Consider the following 21,729-nt stretch of genomic DNA (forward strand, 5'->3'; position numbering starts at 1 on the left):
ACCTTATTAAAAGCTGTTTGAGCAAATAATGAGACAGATGCAACCGACTGATAATAAATGTGTAAATTTGTATCGGACGGTATGTCATAGCACAGCTATACTGAATTCTGGCGGATTATTTACTAAAAGAGTTTAACTTTATCAGGAGAGCATTATGGCTGTAACAAATGTCGCTGAATTGAACGCACTCGTAGCACGAGTCAAAAAAGCCCAGCGCGAATATGCTAACTTCACCCAAGAGCAAGTTGATAAGATCTTTAGTGCCGCCGCGTTGGCCGCTGCTGATGCCCGTATCTTACTTGCGAAACTGGCTGTTGAAGAATCTGGAATGGGGATTGTTGAAGACAAAGTCATCAAAAACCACTTCGCCTCTGAATATATCTACAACGCTTACAAAGACGAAAAAACCTGCGGTATCCTGTCACAAGATGACACCTTCGGCACCATCACTATCGCTGAGCCTATCGGCATCATCTGCGGTATCGTACCGACGACCAACCCAACTTCTACTGCGATTTTTAAAGCGCTGATCAGCTTAAAAACCCGTAACGGTATTATCTTCTCCCCACACCCACGCGCTAAAAATGCGACCAACAAAGCTGCAGATATTGTACTGCAGGCTGCTATCGCGGCGGGCGCACCAAAAGACCTGATTGGCTGGATTGACGAGCCAAGCGTTGAGCTTTCCAACCAACTTATGCATCACCCAGACATCAACCTGATCCTCGCTACCGGTGGTCCAGGCATGGTGAAAGCGGCATACAGCTCTGGTAAACCAGCCATCGGCGTAGGCGCAGGTAACACCCCAGTAGTGGTGGATGAAACCGCTGACATCAAACGCGTTGTTGCTTCTATCCTGATGTCCAAAACCTTCGATAACGGCGTTATCTGTGCTTCTGAACAGTCCATTATCGTGGTTGATTCCGTATACGATGCCGTTCGTGAGCGTTTCTCCACTCATGGCGGTTACTTGCTGCAAGGCAAAGAGCTGAAAGCAGTTCAAGATATCATCTTGAAAAATGGTGGCCTGAATGCCGCTATCGTGGGTCAGCCAGCGACTAAAATCGCTGAAATGGCCGGCATCAAAGTGCCTTCACACACCAAAGTATTAATTGGTGAAGTGAAAAACGTTGATGAGTCAGAACCTTTTGCTCATGAAAAACTGTCCCCTACCCTCGCGATGTACCGCGCTAAGAACTTCGAAGACGCGGTAGAGAAAGCCGAGAAATTGGTAGAGATGGGCGGTATCGGCCATACCTCTTGCCTGTACACCGACCAGGACAATCAGCCAGAACGCGTAAACTATTTTGGCGACAAAATGAAAACCGCGCGCATCCTGATTAACACTCCGGCGTCTCAGGGTGGTATCGGTGACCTCTACAACTTCAAACTTGCTCCATCACTGACTTTAGGTTGCGGCTCATGGGGTGGTAACTCCATCTCTGAAAACGTCGGTCCTAAACATTTGATCAACAAGAAAACTGTAGCGAAGCGAGCAGAAAACATGTTGTGGCATAAACTTCCGAAATCTATCTACTTCCGTCGCGGTTCATTACCTATCGCTCTGGAAGAAGTGGCGACCGATGGTGCAAAACGCGCCTTTATCGTAACCGACCGTTTCCTGTTTAATGCCGGCTATGCCGACCAGATCACCAGCGTGTTGAAAGGTCACGGCATCGAAACTGAAGTCTTCTTCGAAGTGGAAGCTGACCCAACGTTGAGCATCGTTCGCAAAGGTGCTGAGCAGATGAACTCCTTCAAACCAGACGTGATCATCGCACTGGGTGGTGGTTCACCAATGGACGCAGCTAAAATCATGTGGGTACTGTACGAACATCCGCAGACTCAGTTCGAAGATTTGGCACTGCGCTTCATGGACATCCGTAAACGTATCTACAAATTCCCGAAAATGGGTGTGAAAGCGAAAATGATCGCCGTCACCACCACTTCAGGTACGGGTTCAGAAGTCACGCCATTCGCCGTTGTAACCGACGATGCGACAGGTCAGAAATATCCACTGGCTGACTACGCGTTAACACCAGACATGGCTATCGTTGATGCTAACCTGGTGATGAACATGCCTAAGTCACTCTGTGCCTTCGGTGGTCTGGACGCAGTCACTCACGCACTGGAAGCTTACGTTTCTGTTCTGGCTAACGAATACTCAGACGGTCAAGCTCTGCAAGCGCTGAAATTGCTGAAAGAGTTCCTGCCAGCCAGCTACAAAGACGGCGCGAAAAACCCAGTGGCTCGTGAACGTGTTCACAATGCTGCGACCATCGCGGGTATCGCGTTCGCCAACGCCTTCTTGGGTGTCTGTCACTCCATGGCCCACAAATTGGGTTCAGAGTTCCACATCCCACACGGCCTTGCTAACGCGATGTTGATTGCCAACGTTATTCGCTATAACGCCAATGACAATCCAACTAAACAGACCGCTTTCAGCCAATACGACCGTCCACAAGCGCGTCGTCGCTATGCAGAAGTAGCCGACCATTTAGGTCTGAGTGCACCGGGCGACCGTACTGCACAGAAAATTGAGAAACTGCTGAACTGGCTGGATGAAATCAAAGCTGAGCTGGGTATCCCAACCTCTATTCGCGAAGCGGGTGTTCAAGAAGCTGACTTCCTGGCGAAAGTGGACAAACTGTCTGAAGATGCCTTTGATGACCAGTGTACCGGTGCTAACCCACGTTACCCACTGATCTCCGAGCTGAAACAGATTCTGATGGACACTTACTACGGTCGTAAATTCACCGAAGAAGAAGAGGCAGAAGTGGTTACTGCTGCTCCAGTATTTAAAGCTGAAAAGAAGTCCGCTAAAAAATAATCATTAAGTGAAGATTAAAAAGTGATTATGAAAAAACCCGCCTTATGGCGGGTTTTTTATTTGTGCTCAAGTTTGAGTGCTTTAGCTAAATATAACGCGGCTTATTACGCCTTTGGGGCCTTCTCAGCGCATGCCGCCATGGCCTCTTTAAAGTGCTTACGGCATACCGATACATAGCTCTCATTGCCGCCTATAACCACCTGTGCGCCATCGTGCATAGGTTCGCCTTGCTCATCCAGACGCAGCACCCTATTCGCCTTACGACCGCAGTGACAGATGGTTTTCAACTCGACCAGCTTATCAGCCCAGGCTAAGAGATATTCACTGCCTTCAAAAAGCTCACCCCGGAAGTCTGTCCGCAGTCCGTAGCAGAGAACGGGAATATCCAGACTGTCCACAACATCGGTTAATTGTGCAATTTGTGCTTTAGTGAGGAACTGGCTTTCATCTATTAATACGCAGTGCACGGTCTGCTCACGATGCTCGTGTGCAACCAAGCCAAACAGATCGCTATCTTTATTATATAACTGGGCTTGCGAAGACAATCCGATACGCGAGCTCACCTTCCCCACGCCAAAGCGATGGTCAAACTCTGCAGTTAATACCAAGGTGCGCATACCACGTTCTTGGTAGTTATAAGATGACTGCAGTAGAGAGGTCGATTTCCCTGCATTCATGGCCGAATAGTAGAAATAAAGCTGAGCCATAAAATGGTGACTCCGTAAGTATATTGAAAGGTTAACCACTAAGTTGCCAATTGTATCATAAGCCTTACGCTGACTGACATTCGCTTGTTAGCGAGCAGCAAGTGGCCGTAAAACAGTGCTTTATTTCAAATTTCAAAGTCACAGTTATTTACAATCGAATATTAGGAATAAGTTTAAAGTTTATAAGTGTTTTGCTTTTTTAGCCGGTCATAGAACCCGCGCCAAGCCCCATATAACACAACTAAAACAACATTTAGCCTTATTAAGCACCACCCCTTAACCTCAGTTGCCTAAGCATTTAGTGTTCTCAAACTGTTCAGCCGTGGCACTAATAGACAAGAACTTGTTAACGCTCCCCTTACATTACAAGCCACACCAGGCGTGGGTTAGAACTCAACTTATTTGTGAGCTGTGGCCACTGAGTTATAAAAACTGCTGCATCAAGTCACAAAAAAACGCCTGCCAACATATTGAAATTTAGCTTACAGCCACCCGTTAAATAGTGCTCTTTAAGACGGTTATATTTTTATCAGCTAATGTAATTATGCTTTTAATTGGTAAATTCGAGTGAACTAAACAAATTGTCTATTGCAGAACGCTAAAGAGCAATCTATTATTAGCTCAACGCCCCCCACCAATATAATTCGAGACTAGTATAATGAGCGAAGCATTAAAGATTCTGAACAACATCCGTACTCTCCGTGCCCAAGCAAGAGAATGTACTCTGGAAACATTGGAAGAGATGCTTGAGAAATTAGAAGTTGTAGTTAACGAGCGCCGCGAAGAAGATACTCAGGCAGCTGCTGAAATTGAAGAACGTACTCGCAAACTGCAACAATACCGTGAAATGCTGATTGCCGATGGCATTGACCCTAACGAATTGCTGCAAACTATGGCTGCTACTAAAGCTACTGGTAAAGCGAAACGTGCTGCGCGTCCTGCTAAATACAAATACATCGACGAGAACGGCGAAAACAAAACTTGGACTGGCCAAGGTCGTACTCCAGCTGTGATCAAGAAAGCTATCGAAGAGCAAGGTAAATCACTCGACGATTTCCTGCTGTAATCTTCTTGATGTAATAAAGTATTACCGCTTCAGCTTAATACGTTTTGAAAAAAACCTGCCTTTCGAGGCGGGTTTTTCATTTTTAAATCTGCATATATTTCCTTCTATCAATACTTGAATGCCGTTAACGCATCGATGAAATATCCATCACTTCCCCATCTATGAAAAATGCGGGCATAAAAAAGGCCGCCTAAGCAGCCTCTGTTATCCGGATTGCGGTTACCGCTGATAGAATTCGCGATACCACTCCACGAAACGTTTTACGCCTTGCTCAACTGACGTCTCAGGACGGAAACCAATCGCCTTATACAAAGCCTCTGTATCCGCGCTGGTGTTCAACACGTCCCCAGCCTGCATTGGCAGCATATTCTTGTTCGCTTCAATACCCAGAGCCGTTTCCAGCGCTTTGATATAGGTCATCAGGCTGATGGGATCACTGTTACCGATGTTATACACCACATAAGGCGCTGAGCTGCCGGCGGTGGAACCCTCTTCAACCGTCCAGTCCTTATTCGCCACCGGTACGACGTCCTGCAGGCGCACCACGGCTTCTGCGATATCGTCAATATAGGTGAAGTCGCGGTTCATTTTACCGTGGTTATAAACATCAATGCTCTCACCCGCCAGAATAGCCTTAGTGAACTTAAATAAGGCCATATCTGGACGCCCCCAAGGGCCGTAGACGGTGAAGAAGCGCAGCCCAGTGGTTGGCACGCCGTAAAGGTGCGAATAACTGTGAGCCATAAGCTCATTGGCTTTTTTGGTGGCGGCATACAATGAAATAGGATGGTCAACCGAATCCTCAGTAGAGAACGGCTGCTTTCTATTTAAGCCATAAACCGAGCTGGATGAGGCGTACAGCAAGTGCCCCACTTTATTATGGCGACAGCCTTCCAGCACATTAACAAAGCCGATCAAATTAGAATCAGCATAGGCTAAAGGGTTTTGCAGCGAATAACGCACACCGGCCTGAGCACCCAAATGAATCACGCGCTCGAACTGGTGGGTGACAAAAAGATCCGCCATGCCGCTGCGATCAGCCAGATCTAATTTAATAAATTCAAAATTTGAATTATTCGTCAGAAGCTCAAGACGGGATAATTTCAGATTAACGTCATAATAGTCATTGAGATTATCAATGCCGACGACCTGATGCCCCTCTTCCAGCAACCTTTTGGCCACAAAGCATCCAATAAATCCAGCAGCTCCTGTCACTAAAAACTTCATATACTCCCCTATAAAACTGGATTAATTGAGGCGCCACGGCCAATCGCGTAGTAAGTAAAGCCACGCTTAAGCAAACGCTCAGGGTCAAACAAATTACGACCATCGAAAATAACCGGATTTTTTAACGCGTCTTTTAACACGTCAAAATCTGGCGCGCGGAAGTTTTGCCATTCGGTACAAATGACTAAGGCATCGGCCCCATGAAGCGCTGCTTCTTTGGTTCCCATTAATTCTAAATCGTCACGATGACCATAGATGCGCTGAGTTTCATTCATCGCTTCGGGATCATAAGCCTTAATTTTTGCACCTGCCGCCCACAATTGCTCCATCAGCACCCGGCTTGACGCTTCGCGCATGTCATCGGTATTAGGTTTAAATGAAAGCCCCCACAATGCGAAGGTCTTACCCTGCAGGTCTTTACCAAAGTGGCGATAAATAAACTCAGGAAGCTTATATTTTTGCTGATAATTAACTTGCTCAACGGCTTGTAATATTTTCGGCTGGTAACCAATCTGTTCAGACGTGCGAATAAGCGCCTGAACATCTTTTGGGAAGCAGGAACCGCCATAGCCGCAGCCAGGATATATAAAGTGATAACCAATGCGGGAGTCTGAACCTATGCCCTGACGCACTTTTTCAATATCGGCACCCAGTAACTCAGCCAAATTAGCCATTTCATTCATGAAACTAATTTTAGTCGCCAACATACAGTTAGCGGCATATTTGGTCAGCTCGGCGCTGCGGATATCCATCAGGATCATGCGATCATGATTGCGGTTGAAAGGTTCGTAGAGTTCGCGGATAGGATCGATGGCGTTGGGGTTATCTGTCCCAATAACAATTCGCTCAGGACGCATACAGTCGGCAACTGCCGCACCCTCTTTCAAGAATTCTGGGTTGGAGATGACGTCAAATGCAATCTCACAGCCACGCGCGACTAAAGCAGCACTCATCACTTCGCGAACTTTATCCGCGGTGCCGACAGGAACGGTGGATTTATCAATCACCACTTTTGGCGATGTCATGTGTTCAGCAATAGTGCGGGCCACCGCGGTGACGTATTTCAGATCTGCCGAGCCATCTTCATCCGGCGGCGTACCCACGGCGATGAATTGGATCTGGGCATGGGCTACGCCCTCTTTGGCGTCAGTGCTGAAACGCAGACGCCCAGCTTCATAGTTTTGCTGCACTAGTGGGGTCAGACCTGGCTCAAAGATCGGGATTTGGCCATTCTTCAGGTTTTCGACTTTTTTCGCATCAACGTCAATACAGAGAACTTCATGGCCAACTTCAGCCAAAACCGCAGCCTGTACCAGTCCAACATAACCGATACCAAATACAGTAACTTTCATTGGAAAATTCCTAGCGTAAAAATTTTTAAGGGGATTCAGAACACCCGCTATTATTACTGCCGCGCAGTATAACAGGTTCGCTGTGTAGCGCGCCTTCAAAGGCATACCTTGGATGACAAAACAGCGGACTAGAATGAGAAAAACCAGAAAAGCAGGCGTTCAAAATCCATTATTTGGCTACTGAACAGGCTCTCAAAAGCAGTCATCTTTCTCCAGCCTGTTATTCAGTCGAAAGCATTAACCTTAAGCGGCCACCGGCGCCCCACACCTGACACTGGAAGGCATCACAGCGCTGGCTTATTTGATTCGAAAAGGTCGAGCCGGTGGTGCCCAAAGGCACGCCATTGCTCAATTGAATCTGATTACTGCCGGTATTTACGTTGGCATGCAGCCCGGCGCTCACCAAAATAAGGTTCTTTTGCTCGGCGTGATAATACCCCAACAGCAGCGGAAACTGACCTTCAAGTCGTGCCTGTTTGAACACTTGATTAACTTGTTTAAGCAGCGTTGACATCTGGGGAAGGCGTTGGTGTTGGTTACTCAGGTGCTCGCGCAATAAACCGTTGAAAATCGCCCGCAGCAGTAAAGCCGCCAAGACGCCGTTTTCTTTCGCCCGTGTCACATCGAGACAGTAAAAACCGAGATCTTTAGAAGAGAGAGCCGCGATGTCCAACACCAAACCGGCATTTTCGGCCATCGTCAGCTGGCGATAGTTAACCCGGCAGCCAGCCAAGGTTTGTTGCACCGGAGGCTGTAATTCTTGCAGCAGCCTTGCGGCTTCATTGGGGTTGCGACACAAGGCTTCCCAGTCATTCATCAGATCGCTTTTTTGCAAAACGTCGGAAGAGAAGAGTTTTGGATAGAGGCTAGTCAGCAAGGCATCGCGCAGCCGTTGGAGGTCATTGATTGGCTTTAGCAGCACGTCTTCCACGCCCAGTCTGAGCATGGTGGCGACGTCGGTCATTTTGTCAGTGGCGGAGATAACCAGCACGGGAATTTTGATCCCCTGCAATCTCAGGTTTTCAACAAACTCAATGCCGCCCATCTCTGGCATCGCCAAATCGCACAAAATCAGGTCCGGGGGATGGTCCTCTACCAGCTCAAGCGCATCAAGGCCGTTAACTGCTTCCGTGTAGGTTGCCCCCAACGAGCTCACGAACCCCGCCAGCACCGACCGGAAAACGGCTTCGTCTTCGACGATCAGAATGTGCTTGCTTGTAAGTGGCTTATCCATCGGGGTCCCCCTGCATATCTTCTCTTAATAGTGGCCCATAAAACCCGATTTTGCTTGTCAGAATTGTCAGATTCGTGCAAGGACGAGTTAATGACCGAGGAACAACCCTCAGTAAGTGCGTTGTCAGCCAGCGAGGTTGTTAGGTAACATATCGCCAACTTGCATTCAATAGCGCGCCTTGCGCTGCCAACGCCATTCAGGAGTTATTTTGTCACAGCCTTGCCCTTGCGGGAGCGGAGAAGTATTCGAAAAGTGCTGCCAGCCTTTTTTACTTAACGCCCAAATTGCCCCGACGCCTTCAGCCTTGATGCGCTCGCGCTACAGTGCTTATGCCATGCAAGACGCTGACTATTTGATTGCCACCTGGCATGCAGACTGCCAGCCAGAACGTTGGAGAGAGAGTCTCGAAGAGGGTTTTAAAAATACCCATTGGCTGGGGTTGAACGTCATCGACGCACAGCCGGGTAAGCAGGCAGATGAAGGTTATGTAGAATTTGCCGCTCGTTTTAAAGAGCCAGATACAGAAGAGATTCATTTAGTTCACGAGCGTTCGCGCTTTCTTCGCGTGAATGAACGCTGGTACTATATTGACGGAATTAAACCCCAGCCGGGCAGGAACGACAGCTGCCCCTGTGGTTCAGGTAAAAAATATAAGAAGTGTTGCGGTCGCTGATTCTGCCCGCACTATTTTAACGATATCCAGTAGACGCTTAGGACAGGATCCACACCCCCATGCCGCAACAAAATATACAAACTAAGGTATTACGCACCATTTGCCCGGATGCTAAGGGCCTGATCGCCAAGATCACCAACATTTGTTACAAGCATGAATTGAACATCGTGCAAAACAACGAGTTCGTTGATCACCGCACCGGGCGTTTCTTCATGCGTACAGAGCTTGAAGGGATTTTCAACGATAATACGCTATTGGCCGATCTCGACAGCGCGCTGCCGAAAGGCTCAGTGCGCGAGTTGCATAGCACCGATCGCCGTCGCATTGTGATTTTGGTGACCAAAGAAGCCCACTGTCTGGGCGATTTGCTGATGAAATCGGCCTATGGCGGTTTGGATGTTGAAATCGCCGCAGTTATTGGCAACCACGACACGCTGCAAACGCTGGTTGAGCGTTTTGATATTCCGTTCCACTTAGTCAGCCACGAAGGCCTGACGCGCGAGCAGCATGACAGCGCAATGATGGAGCAAATCGACCAATATCAGCCGGATTACGTGGTGTTAGCGAAATACATGCGTGTGCTGACGCCGGGCTTTGTACAGCATTATCCGCATCAGGTTATCAACATTCACCACTCCTTCCTGCCCGCCTTTATCGGCGCGCGCCCTTATCATCAGGCCTATGAGCGCGGCGTGAAAATTATTGGCGCGACGGCGCACTATGTGAATGACAGTCTGGACGAAGGTCCAATCATCATGCAGGACACCATCAACGTCGATCACACCTATACGGCAGAAGATATGATGCGCGCCGGTCGTGACGTGGAGAAAAACGTGCTGAGTCGCGCGCTGTATCGCGTACTCGCCCAGCGCGTGTTCGTTTACGGAAATCGCACCGTTATTCTGTAATTCGCCTAAATTGGCGGTGTTTTTTGTTCAGAGAAGCACCGCCAAGGGCAAAAAAACAACAAACGAACATTTTTAGCGGTTTCAGGGCTTTACACCGCAGTTTCATTTGGTATTATGCGCCCCGTTCACCGCAACAGCCGAAGCGTTGAATGCAGTATGTAGTAAACAATTCGAAATCCACGAATTTCGTGGTGGGGTTCCCGAGCGGCCAAAGGGAGCAGACTGTAAATCTGCCGTCATCGACTTCGAAGGTTCGAATCCTTCCCCCACCACCATCTTAAATACTCCTGCATTACCTCTCAAAAAAACAATCTAAAATAGAATACCGCACTGGGAAGGATGGAGAAGCTTCGATTGAAGGTTCGAGCCGAGCGAAGCGAGACAGCGTTGCGCAGCAACGACCCGAAGGGCGAGGCCAGCGGCCGAGTAATCCTTCCCCCACCACCATCTCCAAGCATCATGTCTGAGTTCCTTCTCGATAAAAAAACAATCTAAAACAACAACATTTATCTTTTATTGTTTTAATTCCAACCCTATTCTAGACCTTAAACCAAGCCTTCCCCCCTATCCCGAAGAGAAGACCTGATTCAATCCCTACCCGAGCTTAATTACCCGATCTGCCGTTTCTATGGTGGATGGCCGATGGGCGATGAAGATCCTGGTGATCTCCAGTTCGCTGATGGCCTGATTAATCTTGGATTCATTATCCAGATCTAAATGGCTGGTCGCTTCATCAAGGAACAGAATCGCCGGGCGACGGTAGAGCGCGCGGGCAATCAATAACCGCTGTTTCTGGCCGCCAGACAAGCTGTTGCCCAGTTCGCTGATCAGCGTTTCATAGCCCATCGGCATCTTTTCAATATCATCATGAATGTTGCAACGGCGAGCACAATCCACAATGCGCGCCTCATCCTTCTGCTCATCAAAGCTGGCAATGTTCTCGCCAATTGAACCGGCAAACAGCGTGTCGTCCTGCAACACACAGGCAATACAGCTGCGGTAATTGTTCAAACCGGCGGTAGTAATATCCATGCCGTTAATCAACACGCGGCCCTGCGTAGGCGACAGCAGCCCGGTCATTATCTTCATCAGCGTGGTTTTACCCTGCCCAGACGGCCCGACAATCGCCACGCTCTCTCCCGCCGCCACGGACAGGTTCAGGCCGTTGATTAATGGCGCGGACAGGCTGTCATACTGGAACACCAGGTCGCGCACGTCGAGGGACGCCGCCTCGCCGCCGCGCAGCAGTTCGCGCTCGGGCAGGCTCTTCTCGGTGTCGGTCAGCGCGATATCGGCGATACGATCGCGGTGCAGCGAAAGCATCCTCAGCTGTAAAACCATATTGAGCAGGTTGGCCGCGCGTTCGGAGAACTGCCCGCGATAGGTGTTGAAGGCGACAAACATCCCTAATGTCATATGGCCGTCAATCACCTGACTCGCCCCCAGCCACAGCAACGCCACCTGATCGAGAGTGGCAATCAGCGTATTACCGCCGGCAAACATCATCTCAAACTTAGTCTTGCGCACCGTGGCATTGGCGTTATCAATGTTCATATTGAGCCAGAAGTTGGCGCGCGTCTTCGACAGCCCCAGCGCCTTCAGGGTACTTATGCCATACAGGGTTTCCATAAAGTGGGAACCGGCACGGGCGCTTTTGACGATTTGCTCCTCGGACACCTGCCGATAGGCGTTATAGGTCGAAAGCCTAAAGATGACGTAAATCGCGGTGAAGCCAAGAATGACCCAAATCAGCCAGCCGCCGTACAGCACCATCATCACAATCAGGCCGATGGACATGATGCCGTCGATAATACTGTTGACCACGTTGGTGGTCAGCGTAGTGCGTAGCGTGTCGAGAGAGGTAAAGCGCGACTGAATATCGCCCAGTTTGCGCTTCTCGAAATAGTCCAGCGGCAGCTTGAGCAGGTGGTCAAACAGCCGCGCTTTCCACTGCACGTCAATCAGCGTACTCATCACCAAAGAGGTCCAGGCGCGCAGCATGCTCACGCCGGTGCGGAAGATGATGAAGAACAGCAGCCCGAGGCAAATCAGGGTCAGCAGGTCGGGGTCTTTGGCGGGGATCACGTGGTCCATGACCAACTGCATGCCGACCGGCAGTAGCAGGTTGACCGACTCAATCATCAGCGATAGGCAGAAAATCTTGGTCAGCGCGGGGATTAAGCCACTGACGTTGCCCATCATTTTGCGCAGATTCAGGCGAACGCGCGGCTTTTCCGAGGTAAAGCCGCTGTCCGGCCACAGCTCCAGCGCCACGCCGGTGAAATGTTCAGACACCTCGCGGATACCCAGCGAGCGCTGACCAAAGGCCGGGTCGTGAATAATCACTTTGCCCTGCTTCACTGCCACCAGCACCACGAAATGGTTAAGATCCCAGTGCAGAATGCAGGGGGTTTTCAGCGCATTCAGCTCATCAATGTCGAGCTTAAGGGCGCGAGACTTCAGCTCCACCGAGGTGGCAATATCCATCAGGGTGCGCAGGGTCGCGCCACGAGATGAAATGCCAAAACGCTGGCGCAGACTCTGCAAATCAACATGCTTGCCGTGATAACCGCAGACCATCGCCAGACAGGCCAAGCCGCACTCAGCGGCCTCGGTTTGGATGATTTGCGGGACTTTATGCCGGAAGCCGAAATGCAGACTGTTTGCCAGTTCGCGCACGTTATCGAGATTCATTGATCGGCCCCACCACACTTTTCTTCATGCTGTAATACGGAGATAGCATCCACTGATAGAGCGGGCGTTTTTCGAGGAACATCGTAGACTCCGCTTTCATGCCACTGGATAAATTGAGCGTTTCGCCATGCCAGTTGAGCTGGCTTTTATCTAAGGAAACAATCACTTTGTAATAAGGCCCGCTGACCGTGCCATTAGGGTTCTTCGGCGCGCTAGAGTAAGAGTTCAGCTCCTGCTCGGACACCGGCGCAGAGGAAACGGACTCCACTCTTCCGGGGAACTGGCCATATTTTTCAAACGGATAGGCTTCGTAGCGAATATTGATCTCCTCCCCCGGCTTGACGTAAGGCACGCTTTCATTCGGCAACCATGCCACCAGGAAGAAAGGTGAATTCTTGGCCGGAACCAGCTGCGCCAGACTGTCACCGGCATTGACCATCTGCCCCGGCGTCACGCTGAGTGAGGAGATCTTGCCGTCGGTCGGCGCGGTGATCAGCAGCGAGCCTTTAGCATCGGCCTCGGCCAGCTGGCGGTCTAAGTCATTGCGCTGCACGCCGTACTGCGAAATCTGGTTGTCGAAATCGGCGGCGCGGGTCACCAGCTCGCTGCGCAAGTTGGTTATCTGCAATGACTCTTGGATGGATTGCGTATTAAGGCTTTGGAAGGAGGTTTGCTGTTGATAGAACAGATAGCGCTGGTTATTCAGCTGATCGGTATTAATTAATCCCTTGCGCTGATACGCGCCATAGTTCTGCATGCTTTTTTTCATCGCATCCAGCCCTTGCTGTGCCGACGCTACCATGTCCTGCGACACCATGTGCGCCTTCTCATACTGCTCGAGCTGCTGCTGCAAATTGTCCAGCGTAGTGCGCTTGTTGTTTTGCAACTGATTGATGATGGTGTCTATCTGGTCACGCTGTTTATTAATCGCCGACAGCGTGGTGGTGCTGACATTACCTGCCTGGGTCACCCGGCTGACGTCAATCTGATACAGCGGCTGGCCCTTTTTGACCGTTTTGCCGGTTTCCACCATCAGATTAGTGATCACACCCTGCTCCGGACTGAATAAATTAATGCTATGAGGCTGGGTGATCACTTCGCCACTCACATTAATTCGGCGAGTGTAATTGGAGAAAATCAAGAAACTGAGCAGCGCGATAAGAAAGAGAGCAGTCAGCGAGGTGACCACCCAAACCGGCCACCCCGCTAACAGAAGTGCCTTACCGGCCCAGTGGTTCTGTTGATGTTCATTTACTTCTTTACGAAAGAGCATCTAGCTTAACCCTCAATGAACATGATGTTGAAACCTCTGGATAATGTTCATTGAAAGATAGTCAGGGGTGGGTTAAGTGGCAACTGTGATTCCTCTGAAATAGATGAATTTATTGATAAAGTTGACCTCTGCTTTATTTATCACCAATTTAAAAGTATCGGCTCTAATATTCAATCACGCTGCGTGAATATTTCCTTTGCTGATTATCTGCTAAGCAATAGCAAAATAGTTATATCAATCTAGGCTTTAAATAAACAAAAACTAAACAGGTTGATCAGCGGGAAATAGACATTTTCGCAATGCTCTCATCAGCTTATTTAATAATCACTAAGAATGATGAATGACGGATAAATATAAATATCAAAAAAAATAAAATTTTAATTATTTTAAAATCAAGAAATTACATAGATATTACATTTATGGAGATTATTCCTAATCCCCTCAGCCGCTGAGTGTCCTAGGCTTAAGTCACATGAAGACATGAGTACGAAACAAATATCTTTCTTACTCCTGTATTCATCGGATCTCAGGACGTCGGGATCTCAGTTTTCACAAACTAAGAGGATGACCCAAGATGAAACAGTTAACAGAACGTGACATTGAAATGGTTAATGGTGCTGGTTGGTCGGAAGATGTAAATAAATTTGCTGACCGCCTGTCAAACTTTGGTCAAAAAGCGGTAGATGATACCAGTAATGCGGTAAATAAGGCTTATGGCCAAATTTCAGACGCGCTGGGTAAAGCTAACGACTATCTGACCACCTAGTCTTGGCAGTAAAGAGTATCTAACCTAATAGCTCACAACCTGAGTTTATGATTGGGTTCATACAGGCGCTCACCTCGGTGAGCGCCTTCTTTTTGCCGCATCTTTTTTACCGAAAATCAATTAGCTACACCCCAACATTGCGCTTATCGGTTTTCACCATGCTAGCCTTCAGCTTGCCGATTAACTCACTGCGGAAATCTCCCAGCTTCGGCTTGTCCCCTTCCAGCCAAGGCAGCGGGCGGCAAAGCTCCATGGTCTTAATACCTAAACGGGCGGTCAGCAGCCCGGCACCAATCCCCTGCGCCGCGCGGGCCGAGAGACGAGCCGCCAAGTCCTGCGACATCCAGTCCATACCCACTTCGCGCACCAGTTCAGACGCCCCGGCAAAAGCGATATTCAACAGTACCAGTCGGAACAGGCGCAGGCGGCTGAAATAGCCCAACTCAATGCCATACAGCACGGCGATGCGATTCACCAGACGCAAATTGCGCCAGGCGATAAAGGCCATATCCACCAGCGCCAGCGGGCTGACGGCGATCATCAGCGCCGACTCGGCCGCCGAATTGCTGATTTCGCGCCGCGCCTGAGCGTCTAATACCGGCTGGACCAGCCGGGCATAAAGCTCAACCACTTCGCGATCATTCTGGGTTTCGTGCAGAGAAGCCTGCCAACGCTGCAAGGCCGGATGGCTTTTATCCAGCCCGGCCTGCCCGGCCAACTTCTCACAGAAAGCGCGCCCCTGCCCTAACCCATGGCTGTGCAGCAAATCGCGAGCAACGTCGCGCTCGTCGGCACGCTGGCGCAGGCGATACAAACGCCGCCATTCGGTGAGCAGTGAACCGACGCCCGCCACCACGATTAGCCCGCCCGCGGTGCAAGCCCCCAGCGCGACCCAATCCTGCTGGATCCATGCGGTATGCACCCACTGCACGCCCTGAGCTATCACGCTGACGCCAAACACGGCGGCGCCAAGACGCACCATTTTGCCCCACAGGCTGCGACGCGGCTTCAGCGCGCGGTTAATCACCGCCTCGGCTTCGCCCTCTTGCTGCTCAATCTCGGCTTCGCTGGAAACCGGCAGAAAGCGCTCGGCCTGAACGCCGTCAAAGGCCTGACCGGCGCGCAACACGGGCTGTTCCGGCTCCTTGATGCTCTGTTCGAAATCAATACGCGGTTTGATAGGTTCGCTCATCGCATTTTATCTCCCAGTAAAAACTCCATCACGGCGTCCAGCCGAATGTGCGGCAAAGGCGCGTCCACGCTGGTTTCGCGCGGGCGGAATTCATCAAAATGGAATCCCTGCTGCTGCCAAAATGCCGCGCCCGGCAGTCTGGCAGGCACTTCTCCGGGGAACACAGTGAGCGGCGCGCCGTCTTGCAGACGATGCCCCTTCAAGGCAGGCACTGACTGGCCCTGATATTCCACTATCCCGGTTTCGGTGGCCTGTACCGAGGCTAAACCCGCGCAGTCCATGCTGATGCCTTCAAAGGCGGCGTTCTGCCACGCCTCCTGCACCAATTGCTGGAGCAGCGACACCAGATTGGCATGCTGGTCGCCAGTAATATGGTCAGCCTTGGTGGCGGCAAACATCAGTTTGTCGATACAAGGATTGAACAGCCGGCGGAACAGCGTGCGCTTGCCATAGTGGAAACTCTGCATCAGCTGCGTCAGCGCCAGTCGCATGTCGTTAAACGCCTGCGGCCCGCTGTTTAAGGGCTGGAGGCAGTCCACCAGCACAATTTGGCGGTCGAAACGGACAAAATGGTCTTTATAGAAGCCCTTCACCACCGACTGGCAGTAATAGTCAAACCGCGCGCGCAGCATGCCCAAATTACTGTTCTTGTCGGCCTGCGCCAGCTGGGCGTCGCTGTACTTTTGCATTTCCGGCCACGGGAAGAATTGCAGCGCCGGTGCGCCGGCCAAGTCACCCGGCAGGACAAAACGCCCCGGCTGAATGAAGTGCAAACCTTCCTGTTTGCAGCGATGCAGGTAGTCGGTATAGACCTGAGCGATGGCCGCCAACTGGTTTTCGTCGGCCGGGGCCAGTGGGTCACACTGCTGACAGAGTTCCAACCAAGGCTTGGCCCATTCGGCGCGATCCCCTTGCAGCAGGCCCGCCATCTGCCGCGACCAGTCGAGATAGTTCTGCTCCAGCATTGGCAAATCCAGCAGCCATTCGCCAGGGTAATCGACAATTTCTAAATAGAGCGTGGAAGTATCTTTGAAGTGGCGCAGCAGCGACTCATTGGAGCGATAGCGCAGGGCCAGGCGGATTTCACTGACGCCGCGCGTCGGTGTCGGCCAGTTCGGCGGCGTACCGTGCAGCTGGGCAATGCCTTCATCGTAAGTAAAGCGAGAGATACCGAGATCGCGCTGAGGCACACGCTTGACGCCAAGCAGGCGCTCTTCGCGGGCGGCGGAGAAAAGGGGTAAACGTGCGCCGCTGTGTAGGTGCAGCAGCTGATTGACGAAGGCGGTAATAAAGGCGGTTTTGCCGCTGCGGCTAAGACCGGTCACCGCGAGGCGCAGGTGCCGGTCCATACCGCGATTGACCAGTGAATTAAACTCGTTTTGTAGTCTTTTCATTGCTCTCCGTGGCGTAGCGCCCAAATAACGCGGTCAATATTCTTTTGAACAGGGGCTCTAATAATAGTGCTAAAACATAACGCAGTGGACCTTTTCCTACCACGCCCAGGACGCGAGCGGCCATACCAGCAGGCACAAAAGTCAGTGCAATCATAACGGCGAATCTGAACACTTTCTTCAGCAGGCTGCGATTACCCGGCAGCGAGGAAGTCAGAGTACGCATAAATAAACTCCTTAGCGGGTGGAGGAAAGGGTCCGAAGCCGCACAAGGCCGCTTCGGCAAATAGGGGTGTTATAACTGGTGGAAACGGCTGCGAACGCCAAAGGTTTCCGAGGTCACGTAACGCTCAACCTGGCGCAAACGCTGCTCGCTGGCTTTCAATTCGCGGTCTGCTTCATCCAGCAAATTTCTTGGCGACGGCTGATTTTCATCATCAAACTCATGGGCCGGAGCCGGTTCAAGCACAAAGCACAGCACGATGTAGGCCACGACGGTAAACATAAACAGGCCGAAGAAAATAGACAGCACGGCCATCACGCGCAGTAACATCACCGGCACGCCAAGATAGTGGGCAAGCCCGGCCAGCACGCCTTTAAACACGCCCTCTTCCGGCACGCGGTACAACTTTCGTTCTGAAAGACTCTTCGCCATTATGACTGCCTCCAGCTTGGGTGCTCGGCATCCAGAATCTCTTCTAGCGCCTGAATACGTTCGCGCATGCGGCGCGCGTCTTGTGTTAACTGAGCGAGGTTTTGCTTCTCATGCTGGGTTAACTGATTGCCACTTTGCGATCGGTTGCTGTAGTGCAGCCACAACCAGATAGGTGCGACAAACAGCACAAAGATGGTCAGTGGAATGGCTAAAAACAGGAAGCTCATTGCATCTCCTTATGAGTCTTATTACTGCCGGGAACGACATTTATCCTGCAACAACCTGCCTGCGAACAGGCAGGTTTCTCAAGCGAATTACGCGTCCTGATTGCCTTGCATCTTAGCTTTCAATGCCGCGATTTGCGCACTGATTTCATCGTCAGCTTTCAACTCAGCAAACTGCTGGTCCAGTGACTTCTTTTTGCCGATGCTAACGCTTTCAGCTTCAGCTTCCATGTGGTCGATACGGCGTTCGAACTGCTCGAAACGCGCCATGGCTTCATCAATCTTGCCACTGTCTAGCTGGCGGCGAACGTCGCGTGAAGAAGACGCCGCCTGATGGCGCAAGGTCAGCGCTTGCTGGCGAGCGCGGGTTTCGGTCAGTTTATTTTCCAACTCACCAATTTCCGACTTCATGCGATCCAGCGTTTCTTCAACCACCGTCACTTCATTTTTCAGCGTGGCGACCAGATCAGCCAGCTTTTGCTTTTCAATCAGCGCGGCGCGAGCCAAATCGTCTTTATCTTTACGCAGAGCCAGCTCGGCTTTGTCCTGCCATTCGGCCTGTTGGGCTTCGCCTTGCTCGATACGGCGGTTGAGCTGTTTCTTTTCCGCTAAGGCGCGAGCCGAGGTAGAACGCACTTCCACCAGCGTATCTTCCATTTCCTGAATCATCAGGCGCACCAGCTTCTGTGGATCTTCAGCTTTGTCCAACAGGTTATTGATGTTGGCATTTACGATGTCAGCGAAACGAGAAAAAATACCCATAGTCAAAATTCCTCTTTGATTCTGTTGGCCTCCGGCAACTCCGGGCAACAAGTCTTAAAACGTCCGGCTACATGTTACCGGTGAATACTGCCAGCCATTCAAAACGACTGCGTGTAATACCTATATCAAATCCCGTGCCAACTTTTTTATTTCAATATCCATATGATTTATATCTATTTTTATTTTTAGATCGATTTGTGGTTATTTGACGTATGATTAAATTAACTAAAAATTAGTTTTTTTCACCACCCATTTTAGCCGCTAAATCACCGTACATGGAGAAATAATGACCGAGACCACCGACAACCTATTGGGCGAAGCCAATGCGTTTATCGAAGTATTGGAGCAAGTTTCTCAATTGGCGAAGTTAAATAAACCTGTGCTGGTCACCGGCGAGCGCGGCAGCGGCAAGGAGCTGATCGCCCACCGCCTGCATTATCTGTCTCCGCGCTGGCAGGGACCTTTTATCTCTTTGAACTGCGCCGCGCTGAATGAAAACCTGCTCGACTCCGAGCTGTTTGGTCACGAGGCGGGGGCCTTTACCGGCGCGCAAAAGCGCCATCTTGGGCGATTCGAGCGCGCCGACGGCGGCACCCTGTTTCTTGATGAGTTAGCCACCGCCCCGATGCTGGTGCAGGAAAAGCTGTTGCGAGTGATTGAGTATGGGCACTTGGAACGCGTCGGCGGCAGCCAGCCGCTACAGGTGGATGTGCGCCTGGTGTGCGCCACCAATGACGATCTGCCCGCCTTAGCCGCCGAAGGTAAATTCCGCGCCGACCTGCTCGACAGGCTGGCTTTCGACGTGGTCCAGCTACCGCCATTGCGCGAGCGCCAGCAGGACATCATGCTGCTGGCCGAGCACTTTGCTATCCAGATGTGCCGCGAGCTGTCACTGCCGCTGTTCCCCGGCTTCACCCCTCACGCGCAACACACCCTGCTAACCTATCGCTGGCCGGGCAACGTGCGTGAGCTGAAAAACGTGGTGGAACGTTCCATGTATCGTCACGGCAGCAGCGACGTCCCCCTCGACAACATTATTCTTAACCCTTTTGCTCGCCATAACGCGGCCTCTGAGGAGCCTGCACCTGAGACTTCCTCCGCCAGCGCTTTACCTACCCTGCCGGTGAATTTGAAGCAGTGGGTCAACACGCAGGAGAAGCAGTTAATTGAGCAAGCCTTGCAGCAGGCGCGTTTTAATCAGCGCAAAGCCGCCGATTTGCTGGATGTGACTTATCACCAACTGCGCGGAATGCTGAAGAAACATGATATTCAGGTGAAGGGCGAGGAGAACGGCTAAAAAGAGGCAAAAAAAAAGCCAGCACCCGAGCTGGCTAAGTAATACTGGAAGCAATGTGAGCAATGTCGTACCGATTAAGAGAGGCCCAAGCAGGTCTCCCTCAAGCGATGAAAGGATGATAATGGTTATCAGTATCGTCTGTAAAGTGGTTTGTTGAGAATTTTTCTCATTACCACACTAACCATGCAACTACTTGTTTCTTTTGAACTAATAGCCCTAATGTCCCTGTGGATCACCACTCAGGGAAGGGATCGGCCATTTCTAGCCATCTATCAATACCTTCCGCCATTTGCTCGACGCTCAACAGGCAGTCGTCGAGCCTTCGCACGATCTCTTCTTTATTAAGGTTCTGGCCGATAAACACAATTTCTTGGCGCATATCGCCGAAAGGCTCTTGCCACTTTTCCATAATATGGGAGCGGGTTTCTTCGTCTTGCGGCCAGTCGCGTTCGGGCAAAGCTTTCCAGAAGGTCCCGGCCAGACCATAGCGCGCGATGCCCCCGGCCTGACTCCAGTTCCCCGCGTGGCGCGGGCGAGTGGCAAGCCAGAAGAAGCCTTTGGAGCGCAATAAGGTGCCGCCGCCCCAGTCGCCGTGAACCACGCGATAAAACTTGTCGGGATCAAACGGGCGGCGCGCGGTGTAGACAAAGCTGCTGATACCGTACTCTTCGGTTTCCGGCTGGTGCTCGCCGCGCAGCTCTTTTAGCCAGCCCGGCGCTTGTTGCGCCTTGGCAAAATCAAAACGATGGGTGTTGAGCACGCGATCCAGCGGCAAGGTGCCCGGCGCAATCGGAATAATGTCAGCTTGTGGATTGAGACTTTGCAGCAGCGCAATCACTTCGCGCTGCTGGAAGCTGTCGAGCAGGTCGGTTTTGCTCACCAGCAGCACGTCGCAGAATTCGATTTGATCGATAAGCAGGTCGGTCACGCTGCGCTCATCATCTTCGCCGAGACTCTCCCCGGCCTCCTGCACGCTACGCGCCTCTTGATACTGCTGCATAAAGTTGACGCCATCGACCACCGTCACCAGCGTGTCGAGACGGGCAAATTTCGACAGGCTGTTGCCCTCTTCGTCTTCAAAGGTGAAGGTTTCAGCTACCGGCAATGGCTCAGAAATGCCGCTCGACTCAATCAACAGATAATCAAAGCGCCCGGTTTGCGCCATCTCGCGCACGGAAATCAGCAAATCTTCGCGCAGCGTGCAGCAGATGCAGCCATTGCTCATCTCCACCAGCTTCTCCTGCTGGCGGTCGAGGGTGATTTCATTGGAGACCAGCGCGGCATCAATGTTGACTTCACTCATATCATTCACGATAACCGCCACGCGCAGCCCCTGACGATTATTCAGAATATGGTTAAGCACGGTGGTTTTACCTGCGCCAAGAAAACCTGACAGCACGGTAACGGGTAATAACGCCATAAAGACCTCAGTAGAAATGAAGCAGGCCGAAACGGCTCAGCCTACCTCACGATGAATT

The 21,729-nt window shown here is 51.0% G+C and carries 19 protein-coding genes, 1 tRNA gene and 1 other RNA gene; 8 read left to right on the top strand and 13 right to left on the bottom strand.

What is annotated here, in order from left to right; genetic code table 11:
- Positions 1-154 precede the first annotated feature (154 nt).
- Positions 155-2,830, top strand: a complete 2,676-nt coding sequence (gene adhE, locus V2154_RS11555; protein ID WP_353502372.1) for a bifunctional acetaldehyde-CoA/alcohol dehydrogenase — start codon at positions 155-157, stop codon at positions 2,828-2,830.
- Between the two features lie 104 nt (positions 2,831-2,934).
- On the opposite strand, the gene V2154_RS11560 is transcribed toward adhE, so the two are convergent.
- A complete protein-coding gene (locus tag V2154_RS11560) occupies positions 2,935-3,537 on the bottom strand; it encodes a thymidine kinase (RefSeq protein ID WP_353502373.1) in 603 nt (200 codons plus the stop codon).
- 658 nt (positions 3,538-4,195) lie between these two features.
- On the opposite strand from V2154_RS11560, the gene hns reads away from it, so the two are divergent.
- Positions 4,196-4,603, top strand: a complete 408-nt coding sequence (gene hns / locus V2154_RS11565) for a histone-like nucleoid-structuring protein H-NS (protein ID WP_034791036.1) — start codon at positions 4,196-4,198, stop codon at positions 4,601-4,603.
- 219 nt (positions 4,604-4,822) lie between these two features.
- Here the strand turns inward: hns and V2154_RS11570 are convergent, their stop codons facing one another.
- The 3 genes from V2154_RS11570 to rssB all read right to left on the bottom strand — a co-directional run bounded on the left by V2154_RS11570 (position 4,823) and on the right by rssB (position 8,416).
- A complete protein-coding gene (locus tag V2154_RS11570) occupies positions 4,823-5,830 on the bottom strand; it encodes an NAD-dependent epimerase (protein ID WP_353502374.1) in 1,008 nt (335 codons plus the stop codon).
- A gap of 8 nt (positions 5,831-5,838) precedes the next feature.
- Positions 5,839-7,182: a UDP-glucose dehydrogenase family protein gene (locus tag V2154_RS11575; RefSeq protein WP_353503984.1), complete on the bottom strand. Its 1,344-nt coding sequence runs from the start codon at positions 7,180-7,182 to the stop codon at positions 5,839-5,841.
- 220 nt (positions 7,183-7,402) lie between these two features.
- On the bottom strand, positions 7,403-8,416 hold the full coding sequence (gene rssB, locus V2154_RS11580; protein WP_353502375.1) for a two-component system response regulator RssB: 1,014 nt from the start codon (positions 8,414-8,416) through the stop codon (positions 7,403-7,405).
- Between the two features lie 208 nt (positions 8,417-8,624).
- Between rssB and V2154_RS11585 the strand changes: the two genes are divergently transcribed.
- From V2154_RS11585 to V2154_RS11600, 4 genes are all read left to right on the top strand, one after another.
- Positions 8,625-9,089: a YchJ family protein gene (locus V2154_RS11585; protein ID WP_353502376.1), complete on the top strand. Its 465-nt coding sequence runs from the start codon at positions 8,625-8,627 to the stop codon at positions 9,087-9,089.
- Positions 9,090-9,148: 59 nt separating this feature from the next.
- Positions 9,149-9,997, top strand: coding sequence for a formyltetrahydrofolate deformylase (gene purU, locus V2154_RS11590; protein WP_034791047.1), 849 nt, complete (start codon positions 9,149-9,151; stop codon positions 9,995-9,997).
- Positions 9,998-10,187: 190 nt separating this feature from the next.
- Positions 10,188-10,272 (top strand) — tRNA-Tyr (locus V2154_RS11595).
- A gap of 43 nt (positions 10,273-10,315) precedes the next feature.
- A non-coding RNA gene (locus V2154_RS11600) (RtT sRNA) lies at positions 10,316-10,444 on the top strand.
- A gap of 147 nt (positions 10,445-10,591) precedes the next feature.
- Here V2154_RS11600 and V2154_RS11605 read toward each other — a convergent pair.
- Together V2154_RS11605 and V2154_RS11610 are read right to left on the bottom strand one after the other, a co-directional pair.
- Complete coding sequence (locus tag V2154_RS11605; RefSeq protein WP_353502377.1) at positions 10,592-12,691, bottom strand: peptidase domain-containing ABC transporter; 2,100 nt, start codon at positions 12,689-12,691, stop codon at positions 10,592-10,594.
- Positions 12,678-13,964, bottom strand: coding sequence for an HlyD family secretion protein (locus V2154_RS11610; protein ID WP_353502378.1), 1,287 nt, complete (start codon positions 13,962-13,964; stop codon positions 12,678-12,680). Before V2154_RS11610 ends, V2154_RS11605 begins: the two co-directional genes overlap by 14 nt.
- A gap of 574 nt (positions 13,965-14,538) precedes the next feature.
- Here V2154_RS11610 and V2154_RS11615 point away from each other — a divergent pair.
- Positions 14,539-14,730 (top strand): chemotaxis protein, encoded by a 192-nt coding sequence (locus tag V2154_RS11615; protein ID WP_353502379.1) that lies wholly within the window; start codon positions 14,539-14,541, stop codon positions 14,728-14,730.
- 124 nt (positions 14,731-14,854) lie between these two features.
- Here the strand turns inward: V2154_RS11615 and V2154_RS11620 are convergent, their stop codons facing one another.
- From V2154_RS11620 to pspA, 6 genes are all read right to left on the bottom strand, one after another.
- A complete protein-coding gene (locus V2154_RS11620) occupies positions 14,855-15,922 on the bottom strand; it encodes a TIGR01620 family protein (RefSeq protein ID WP_353502380.1) in 1,068 nt (355 codons plus the stop codon).
- Positions 15,919-17,316, bottom strand: coding sequence for a YcjX family GTP-binding protein (locus tag V2154_RS11625; RefSeq protein WP_353502381.1), 1,398 nt, complete (start codon positions 17,314-17,316; stop codon positions 15,919-15,921). Before V2154_RS11625 ends, V2154_RS11620 begins: the two co-directional genes overlap by 4 nt.
- Positions 17,291-17,539 (bottom strand): phage shock protein PspD, encoded by a 249-nt coding sequence (locus V2154_RS11630; RefSeq protein ID WP_353502382.1) that lies wholly within the window; start codon positions 17,537-17,539, stop codon positions 17,291-17,293. The genes V2154_RS11625 and V2154_RS11630 overlap by 26 nt, the downstream gene beginning before the upstream one ends.
- Positions 17,540-17,608: 69 nt before the next feature.
- On the bottom strand, positions 17,609-17,968 hold the full coding sequence (gene pspC, locus V2154_RS11635) for an envelope stress response membrane protein PspC (protein ID WP_353502383.1): 360 nt from the start codon (positions 17,966-17,968) through the stop codon (positions 17,609-17,611).
- Positions 17,968-18,195, bottom strand: a complete 228-nt coding sequence (gene pspB, locus V2154_RS11640; RefSeq protein WP_034791064.1) for an envelope stress response membrane protein PspB — start codon at positions 18,193-18,195, stop codon at positions 17,968-17,970. The genes pspC and pspB overlap by 1 nt, the downstream gene beginning before the upstream one ends.
- A gap of 87 nt (positions 18,196-18,282) precedes the next feature.
- Positions 18,283-18,954, bottom strand: a complete 672-nt coding sequence (gene pspA / locus V2154_RS11645) for a phage shock protein PspA (protein WP_034791066.1) — start codon at positions 18,952-18,954, stop codon at positions 18,283-18,285.
- Positions 18,955-19,240: 286 nt separating this feature from the next.
- Between pspA and pspF the strand changes: the two genes are divergently transcribed.
- Positions 19,241-20,251: a phage shock protein operon transcriptional activator gene (gene pspF / locus V2154_RS11650; protein ID WP_353502384.1), complete on the top strand. Its 1,011-nt coding sequence runs from the start codon at positions 19,241-19,243 to the stop codon at positions 20,249-20,251.
- Between the two features lie 232 nt (positions 20,252-20,483).
- Here the strand turns inward: pspF and zigA are convergent, their stop codons facing one another.
- Complete coding sequence (gene zigA / locus V2154_RS11655) at positions 20,484-21,671, bottom strand: zinc metallochaperone GTPase ZigA (RefSeq protein ID WP_353502385.1); 1,188 nt, start codon at positions 21,669-21,671, stop codon at positions 20,484-20,486.
- Positions 21,672-21,729 lie beyond the last annotated feature (58 nt).

The organism is Ewingella sp. CoE-038-23, assembly GCF_040419245.1.
GTDB classification, from domain to species: Bacteria; Pseudomonadota; Gammaproteobacteria; order Enterobacterales; family Enterobacteriaceae; genus Ewingella; species Ewingella allii.